Here is a 7,504-nt window from a genome sequence, read left to right as displayed (position 1 = left end):
AGACCACGAAGAACGCTGCTCTCTGCTCCGCGCTATGCCGCGGACGGGACTGCTTTCCTGATGAAACAGACACGGTCGTTGCAACTCCCGAAATTCTCAGGTGTTGCAACGACCGCTAGAACCCGCCAGCTCCAGACGGGCAGTTTCTGCTATCTCGGGGAGGGGAGGGGTCAGCGGACGTCGAGGTCCTCGAAGACCAGGAACGTCTGGGTGTCCAGCACGCCGGGCGCGGACTGCAGCTGGTCGAAGATGACCTGCCGCAGGTGCAGGTTGTCCTCGGCACGGACCAGCAGGATGACGTCGAACGTCCCGCCCACCAGGGCCACATGGTGCACCTCGGGGATCTTGCGCAGTACTTCCTTGAGCTCCCGCCAGGACTGCTGGCGGACCTTCATCGTCACGTAGGCACTCGAGCGCAGCCCGGCCTTCACCGGATCCACCAGTGCAGTGAAGCGGGTAAGGACGCCGGAACTGGTCAGCTTGGAGATGCGGGAGTAGGCGTGCGCCCGGGAGATGTGGACCGCTTCGGCCACGGCGCTGACGGACGCGCGGCCGTCCCTGGTCAGCTCCGCCAGGATCCGCTTGTCGATCTCATCCAGTGCCGCATGCGTCTCCGCCATAGTGTCTACGTCCTTCAAAGTAATCCAGCTCACTTTTGCAACTTGTCCATCACAATACGCACCGGGATACAAAAAATCTAGGATTTCGGCCCGCGGTGGATGCTAATCGTCCTATTCCGCATACTGGGCTTACAGAAATTCCACCCAAGCCGGAGGAGCCGGGACGCCCGGAAACCCCTTCGGCATCCGCCGCGGCAGACGGAGATTCCAATGACAATTCCCACCGGCAACACACGCGCCGGGTCCGCTCAGGGCACGCGGCCGGAGGACAATGAGGACCGCACGGCCACCATGCTGCCCTCCGCCGAACCCGTTCAGCTGATCGATGCTGACGGCTCCCACCGCCGCAGCGAAAAGTACCCGCTGCCCGACGGCGAGGCGCTGAAGGCCGCCTTCGAAGGCCTCGTGACCGGACGGCGCATCAACGACCAGGCCAACGCGCTGGTCCGCCAGGGCCGCCTGGCCGTCTACCCGTCCTCCCACGGCCAGGAAGCATGCCAGATTGCCGCGGCCGCCGTACTGTCCGACGGCGACTGGCTGTTCCCCACCTACCGCGACACTGTGGCCGTTGTGCACCGGGGCGTTGATCCGCTGCAGGTCCTGACCCTGCTCAAGGGTGACTGGCATGCCGGCTACGACCCCTACGAGCACAACGTGGCACCCCAGGCGACCCCGCTGGCCACCCAGCTGCTGCACGCCGTCGGCGTCGCGCACGCAGCGAAGCTCCGCGGCGAGAACACCGTGGTGCTGGCCATGTGCGGCGACGGCGCCACCAGTGAAGGCGACTTCCACGAGGCACTTAACTTTGCCGCCGTCTTCCACGTACCCGTGGTCTTCTTTGTGCAGAACAACGAATATGCAATCTCCGTGCCGCTGAAGAACCAGAGCGTTGCGCCGTCCCTGGCGCACAAGGCAATCGGCTACGGCATGCCCGGCGAGCGGGTGGACGGCAACGACGCCGCGGCGCTGCTTGCCGTACTGGGCGCCGCCGTCGAGCGTGCCCGCGAAGGCGGCGGCCCCGCTCTGGTTGAGGCGCACACCTACCGCATGCAGGCCCACACCAACGCCGACGACGCCACCCGGTACCGTTCCGAGGACGACGTTGCCAAGTGGGTTCCGCGCGATCCGCTGACCCGGCTGCGCACCTACCTCACCGGACTGGGGATGCTCGACGGCGGGGCAGAAGAAGCCATGACCGCCGCAGCCGAGACGGTTGCAGCACGCATCCGCGAAGGCCTGAACACGGACACCGTGCCCGAGCCCATGGACCTCTTCAACTTTGTCTATGACAGCCGCACCCCGCAGCTCGCCGAGCAGGCCGCACTGCTCGCGGACGAGCTCTCCCGGGCACAGGACTAACAGGAGCCACCAATGACAGTCACAGCACAGGCGCCTGCGCCCGAAGACACCCGCGTCAGCCTGACCTTCGCGAAGGCGCTGAACACCGCCCTGGCAGACGAAATGGCCGCGGATTCAACCGTGGTGATGTTCGGTGAGGACGTCGGCCCGCTGGGCGGCGTCTTCCGCATCACCGACGGCCTGACCGCACGCTTCGGTGAAGAGCGCTGTTTCGATACCCCGCTGGCCGAATCCGGCATCATGGGCATGGCCGTGGGAATGGCCATGAACGGGATCCGCCCGGTTGTCGAAATGCAGTTCGACGCCTTCGCCTACCCGGCCTTCGAGCAGGTGGTCAGCCATGTCGCGAAAATGTCCAACCGTACCCGGGGCAAGGTCAAACTGCCCCTGGTGATCCGGATTCCGTACGCCGGCGGCATTGGCGGAGTGGAGCACCACTGCGACTCCTCCGAGTCCTACTACGCCCACACCCCGGGACTGACCGTCCTGGCTCCGGCTACCGTCGCCGACGCGTACACCATGCTGCGCGAAGCCATCCGCTTCCCGGACCCGGTGGTCTTCCTGGAGCCCAAGAAGCTGTACTGGACCAAGGAAGACGTAGACCTCGCTGCCCTGCGCGCGCCCTTTAAGGACAGCGCTCCGGAAGCCGGCCCGGCGATCGGCAAGGCCGTGGTGGCCCGCGAAGGAACCGACGCGACCCTGATCGCCTACGGCCCCTCCGTTTCAACGGCACTGTCCGCCGCGGAGGCCGCTGCCGCAGAAGGGCGCAGCCTGGAAGTCATCGACATCCGCAGCATTGTTCCCTTCGACGACGAAACCGTATGCGCGTCCGTCCGCAAGACCGGCCGCGCCGTCGTGATCTCCGAAGCCCCCGGGTTCGCCTCCGTTGCCTCGGAGATTGTCGCCCGCGTCCAGGAACGCTGCTTCCATTCCCTCGCTGCTCCCGTGCTGCGGGTAACCGGCTTCGACATCCCCTACCCGGCACCGAAACTGGAGCACTTCTTCCTGCCGGGCGTGGACCGGATCCTGGACACCGTTGATGAACTGCAGTGGGAGGACAAATGAGCGTGCGTACTTTCCTGCTCCCTGACCTGGGCGAAGGCCTGACCGACGCGGAACTGGTGAACTGGCTGGTCGCCGAGGGGGACACGATTGCCGTGGACCAGCCGGTGGCTGAAGTCGAGACCGCCAAGTCGCTGGTGGAGGTCCCCTCACCCTTCGCGGGCGTAGTGGAGACCCTGCACGGCGCTGCGGGGGAGAGCATCGACGTCGGCAAGCCCCTGATCTCGGTGCGCACGACGGCGCAGGCCCCGGCGCCGGGCGAAACGGCACCGGCCGCCCCCAGTGACCCGGACCCCGCCGGAGAAGCGTACCGGCAGGAAGAACGGGCCGGTTCGGGCAATGTGCTGATCGGCTACGGAACCCCGGGCGGACACGGCACCAACCGCCGCACCCGGGCGCCGCGCCGCGCGGCAGCCGCTCAGGCCGTTGCAGCTCCGGCACCCGCAGCAGTCGCAGTCGCCGACCCGGCTCCCGCTGCGCTCGAAGCTCCCCGGTGCATCTCTCCGCTGGTGCGCCGCCTGGCCCGCGAGTCCGGAATCGCGCTGCGTTCTGTCCCCGGCACCGGACCCGACGGCCTGATCCTGCGCCGCGACGTCGAACTGGCCATCAGCGGCGGTTCGTCCGCCGCGCCCGCCACGGCTCCCGTACCTGCCTCGCCGGCCGCTCCGGCCGAGGGCGACACGGATCCCCGTTCCGGTCTGGCCGTCACGTCCCGCACCCCGGTCAAGGGCCTGCGCCGCACCGTCGCCGCGAACCTCAGCGCCAGCCGCAGCGAGATCCCGGAAGCCACCGTCTGGGTGGACGTGGATGCCACCGCGCTCCTGGAACTGCGCGCGGACCTCAAGCGCCGGGACCCGGAGAATACCCCGGGCCTGATGGCTTTCCTGGCCCGGTTCACCCTGGCCGGCCTGCGCCGCTTCCCGGAGCTGAACACCCGCTACGTGGCAGGTGCCGGTCCGGATGCCGAGCTGGTTGCCTTCGACGGCGTGAACCTGGGCTTCGCCGCACAGACCGACCGCGGCCTGATGGTTCCTTCCATCCGGCACGCCGAGAAGCTCAGCGCCCGGGAACTGGACGCCGAGATCCGGCGCCTGACGGCGTCGGCCCGTTCCGGCGCAGCCACCCCGGCGGAGCTGACCAGCGGAACCTTCACGCTGAACAACTACGGGGTCTTCGGCGTGGACGGCAGCGCTGCGATCATCAACTACCCGGAGTCGGCAATCCTGGGGATTGGACGCATCATCGACAAGCCGTGGGTAGTTGACGGACAGCTGGCCGTGAGGAAAATGACCGAGCTGACCCTGGTCTTTGACCACCGGGTCTGCGACGGCGGCACGGCAGGCGGATTCCTTCGTTACGTCGCGGATGCAATAGAGAACCCGGGCAGCGTCCTGGCTGACCTGTAACCCCCGGCACACGGTAGGTTGGTTAGCGCAGATACCTGAAGGACGGATGCCATGACCCAGACCCACCCGCAGACCCCCGATGACTGGCTGGAGCTGGCACCGCACACCTATGTGCGGTCGAGCCCGGGCTGGGGAATGAACTCCGGCCTGGTGATTGGCCGGGAACGGGCGCTGCTGGTGGACACCGGAGCCGGTCCCGCCCAGGCGAAGGCTCTGCTGGACGGTGTCCGGAAGCTGACCAGCCTGCCGGTCATCGCCGTGAACACGCATGCGCACTTCGACCACTTCTTCGGCAACGCCTATCTGATGGACAACGGCGTCGAGGAAATCTGGGCGACCAGCGACTGCGCCCGGACGATCACCGCCTCGGGTGAGGAACAGCGTTCCTCCGTTGCCGCCGTCGAGCCGGGCATGGCAGCCGGCACCGGGCCGGGCACAGCCATTGTGGCGCCGCAGAAACTGGTTGACGGTGCTCCGGTGGACCTGGACCTCGGCGGGATGTCCGTGACGCTGTTCCACCTGGGCCGCGGCCACACGGACCATGACCTCCTGGTCGGCGCCGGAGACGTGCTGTTCGCCGGGGACCTGGTGGAGCAGGGAGCCGACCCGAACTTCGGCGATTCATACCCCAAGGAATGGATCCGCACGCTGGGCAAGATCGTAGCCCTGGAAGACCTGTACAGCACGGTGGTGCCCGGCCACGGCAAACCGGTGGACATGGATTTTGTGACCACGCAGATGAACAAGATGCGCACCGCCGTCGCGGTGACGCGCAGTGCCATGGACCAGGCCTCTACCGACATGACCAAAGCCATTCCGATCCTGCCCTACGGCCCGGAGCAGTCCCGGGCGCTGCTGACGCGGCTGCGCACCCTTGCGCGCTGGAAGTGGCTGAAGCAATAGATACCTTCAGCCTGCGGAGCATCGCCGTCCCGGCCTTCGGGCCCACCGTGCTGTACGGCACGGCGATCGGCGCAATCCTGCCGGTTGTTGCGCTCACGGCACGCGACCTGGGCGCCACGGTGGCACTCGCGGCGGCGATCGTCACGCTGACCGGCATCGGATCCCTGCTCACCAACGTTCCTGCCACCCTGGTCACCACCCGGTTCGGGGAGAAGTGGGCCCTCGTAGGGGCGGCCGCGTGGTGCGCCCTGGCCATGGTGCTGGCCGCTTCGGTGCCGGTGCTCTGGGTCTTCGCCCTGTCAGTTTTTATGGTGGGCATGGCCGGAGCGGTCTTTGGCCTGGCACGGCAGAGCTACGTTACCGAAGCAGTGCCGCTGCATTTCCGCGCGCGCGCGCTCTCCACGCTGGGCGGCTCCAACCGCATCGGCGTGTTCATCGGACCGTTTGCGGCTGCCGGTGTGATGTCTTTCGCCGGAACGCCGGGGGCGTACTGGGTGGGTGCCGTGGCCGCCTTCGCTGCCGGCCTGCTGAGCCTGACCGTTCCGGACCTGAGCGTGCGGGGTCCCGCGGGCAGGCCTTCCGGCAGCGCGCAGCTGGAGGAAGCAGTCGAGGCCGTGGCTCCGCCCACCATCGGCTCCATCCTCCGGAGCCACTCACGCGTCTTCGGCACGGTGGGCATCGGGGTGCTGCTCATCGCCGCTGTCCGGGCCACCCGGCAGGCGGTGATCCCGCTCTGGGCCCAGCACCTGGGCATTGATCCGGCCCAGACCGCCCTGATCTATGGCATTTCAGCGGGCATCGACATGCTGATCTTCTATCCCGCCGGGCGGGTCATGGACCTGCGCGGCCGGCGGGCCGTGGCCGTGCCGTGCATGCTGCTGATGGCAGCGGGACTGGGGCTGCTGCCGTTGACCTCGACGCCCCTGCAGCTGCTGCTGGCCGCGCTGCTGATCGGCTTTGGCAACGGAATCGGCTCCGGAATCGTGATGACGCTGGGTGCGGATTTCTCCCCGCAGCCGGGGCGCCCGCAGTTCCTGGGGCTGTGGCGGCTGCTCTCTGACATTGGAATCCTCAGCGGCCCGGGACTGCTGTCGGCCGTGACGGCGGCGGTATCACTCTCCGCCGGGATAGCGGCGACTGCGCTGATGGGGCTGGCCGGTGCCGTGGTCCTGTGGAAGTACGTGCCGAAGGGGCGCCGAACCGGGCCCTAGCGGTCGCCGGCCTGCTGCGTGAACAGCCAGGAGCCAAGCGCGGACAGCACGTAGCCGACTCCGACGATCAGCGAGAGCCCGCACCAGAAGTACAGCGGACGGTCGTCGAGGCCGGCCACTCCGCCGCCCCAGCGGGCATAGGCGTAGAGCGCTGCCGAGAGTGCCAGGGCCAGCAGGCCTGCCGTGGCGGTGAGCCCGGTCCAGAGCCGCCCACCCGCACCGCGGCTGCCTGCGGGCAGGGTGTTCCAGTCCCGGTTGGTGCGCATCATGACCAGCCCGCCCACCAGCGTGCAGGCCGAGACCACGAAGAACGCAGCAACGACGTCGGCGGGTCTGTGCCAGAGATTGAAGAAGGTCGCCGACCCGGCCAGCACCGCGTAGGTGCCTCCGAGTGCCGCGGCGGCAGGCCGCCAGCGGGGGGAAGACACCAGGAACACCGCGGCCATGGCGGAGGCCGCCATGGTGGTGTGGCCGGAGGGCAGGGAATTGAAAGCCAGCGTGATCACGCCGCGGTCCGGCCGGTCCAGCAGGAGGTTCTTGAGCAGCTGCGTGGCGAGGTTTGCGCCGGCCATGGTGGCAACGGCGATGACGGCAGGGGAGAAGCGCCTGCGGTACAGGCTCACCGCAATGATGACCGCCAGGGCAATGAACACCGAAGCCAGCGGCAGGCTGTCCAGGAACCGGAGCGCGGGAAGACGGGTTCCCGGTGCCACGAGCTCCGCCTCCCGCCACGCTGATTCGTCGGCCAGCTGGCCAGTGGTGGTTCGGACGAAGCCAAAATACGTTACGGCCGCCCCGGCTGCTGCCAGCAGTGCCGCAAAAAGAAAGAGCGCGGGGTTGTGCCCGGCCAGGCGCCGCACCGGCCGCCGGTTGTTCAGGAGATTGCGCGTATCCATCCACTCAAGCGTGCCATACCTCCGTGCAGGTTTCCTGTGAGCCGCTC

The 7,504-nt window shown here is 67.8% G+C and carries 7 protein-coding genes; 5 read left to right on the top strand and 2 right to left on the bottom strand.

What is annotated here, in order from left to right:
• Window positions 1-170: 170 nt before the first annotated feature.
• A complete protein-coding gene (locus NGB94_RS04925) occupies window positions 171-620 on the bottom strand; it encodes an Lrp/AsnC family transcriptional regulator (protein WP_325789447.1) in 450 nt (149 codons plus the stop codon).
• A 210-nt stretch (window positions 621-830) separates the two neighbouring features.
• Here NGB94_RS04925 and pdhA point away from each other — a divergent pair, with 210 nt between their 5' ends.
• From pdhA to NGB94_RS04900, 5 genes are read left to right on the top strand one after another with little or no spacing between them, the layout of a single operon-like run.
• Window positions 831-1,979, top strand: a complete 1,149-nt coding sequence (gene pdhA, locus NGB94_RS04920; RefSeq protein WP_418910606.1) for a pyruvate dehydrogenase (acetyl-transferring) E1 component subunit alpha — start codon at window positions 831-833, stop codon at window positions 1,977-1,979.
• A 12-nt stretch (window positions 1,980-1,991) separates the two neighbouring features.
• Window positions 1,992-3,044 (top strand): alpha-ketoacid dehydrogenase subunit beta, encoded by a 1,053-nt coding sequence (locus tag NGB94_RS04915; protein ID WP_325789446.1) that lies wholly within the window; start codon window positions 1,992-1,994, stop codon window positions 3,042-3,044.
• Window positions 3,041-4,447 (top strand): dihydrolipoamide acetyltransferase family protein, encoded by a 1,407-nt coding sequence (locus NGB94_RS04910; protein ID WP_325789444.1) that lies wholly within the window; start codon window positions 3,041-3,043, stop codon window positions 4,445-4,447. The genes NGB94_RS04915 and NGB94_RS04910 overlap by 4 nt, the downstream gene beginning before the upstream one ends.
• Before the next feature lie 51 nt (window positions 4,448-4,498).
• The gene (locus tag NGB94_RS04905; protein ID WP_325789443.1) at window positions 4,499-5,350 is read left to right on the top strand and encodes an MBL fold metallo-hydrolase; all 852 of its coding nucleotides are present in this window, start codon (window positions 4,499-4,501) and stop codon (window positions 5,348-5,350) included.
• The gene (locus tag NGB94_RS04900) at window positions 5,329-6,561 is read left to right on the top strand and encodes an MFS transporter (RefSeq protein ID WP_325789466.1); all 1,233 of its coding nucleotides are present in this window, start codon (window positions 5,329-5,331) and stop codon (window positions 6,559-6,561) included. Before NGB94_RS04905 ends, NGB94_RS04900 begins: the two co-directional genes overlap by 22 nt.
• Here the strand turns inward: NGB94_RS04900 and NGB94_RS04895 are convergent.
• Window positions 6,558-7,457 (bottom strand): phosphatase PAP2 family protein, encoded by a 900-nt coding sequence (locus NGB94_RS04895; protein WP_325789441.1) that lies wholly within the window; start codon window positions 7,455-7,457, stop codon window positions 6,558-6,560. The two genes, NGB94_RS04900 and NGB94_RS04895, sit on opposite strands and share 4 nt — an antisense overlap.
• Window positions 7,458-7,504 lie beyond the last annotated feature (47 nt).

It is taken from the genome of Arthrobacter koreensis, from assembly GCF_035792275.1.
Lineage (GTDB): Bacteria > Actinomycetota > Actinomycetes > Actinomycetales > Micrococcaceae > Arthrobacter_B > Arthrobacter_B koreensis_A.
This window is presented reverse-complemented; position numbering and strand designations above follow the sequence as displayed.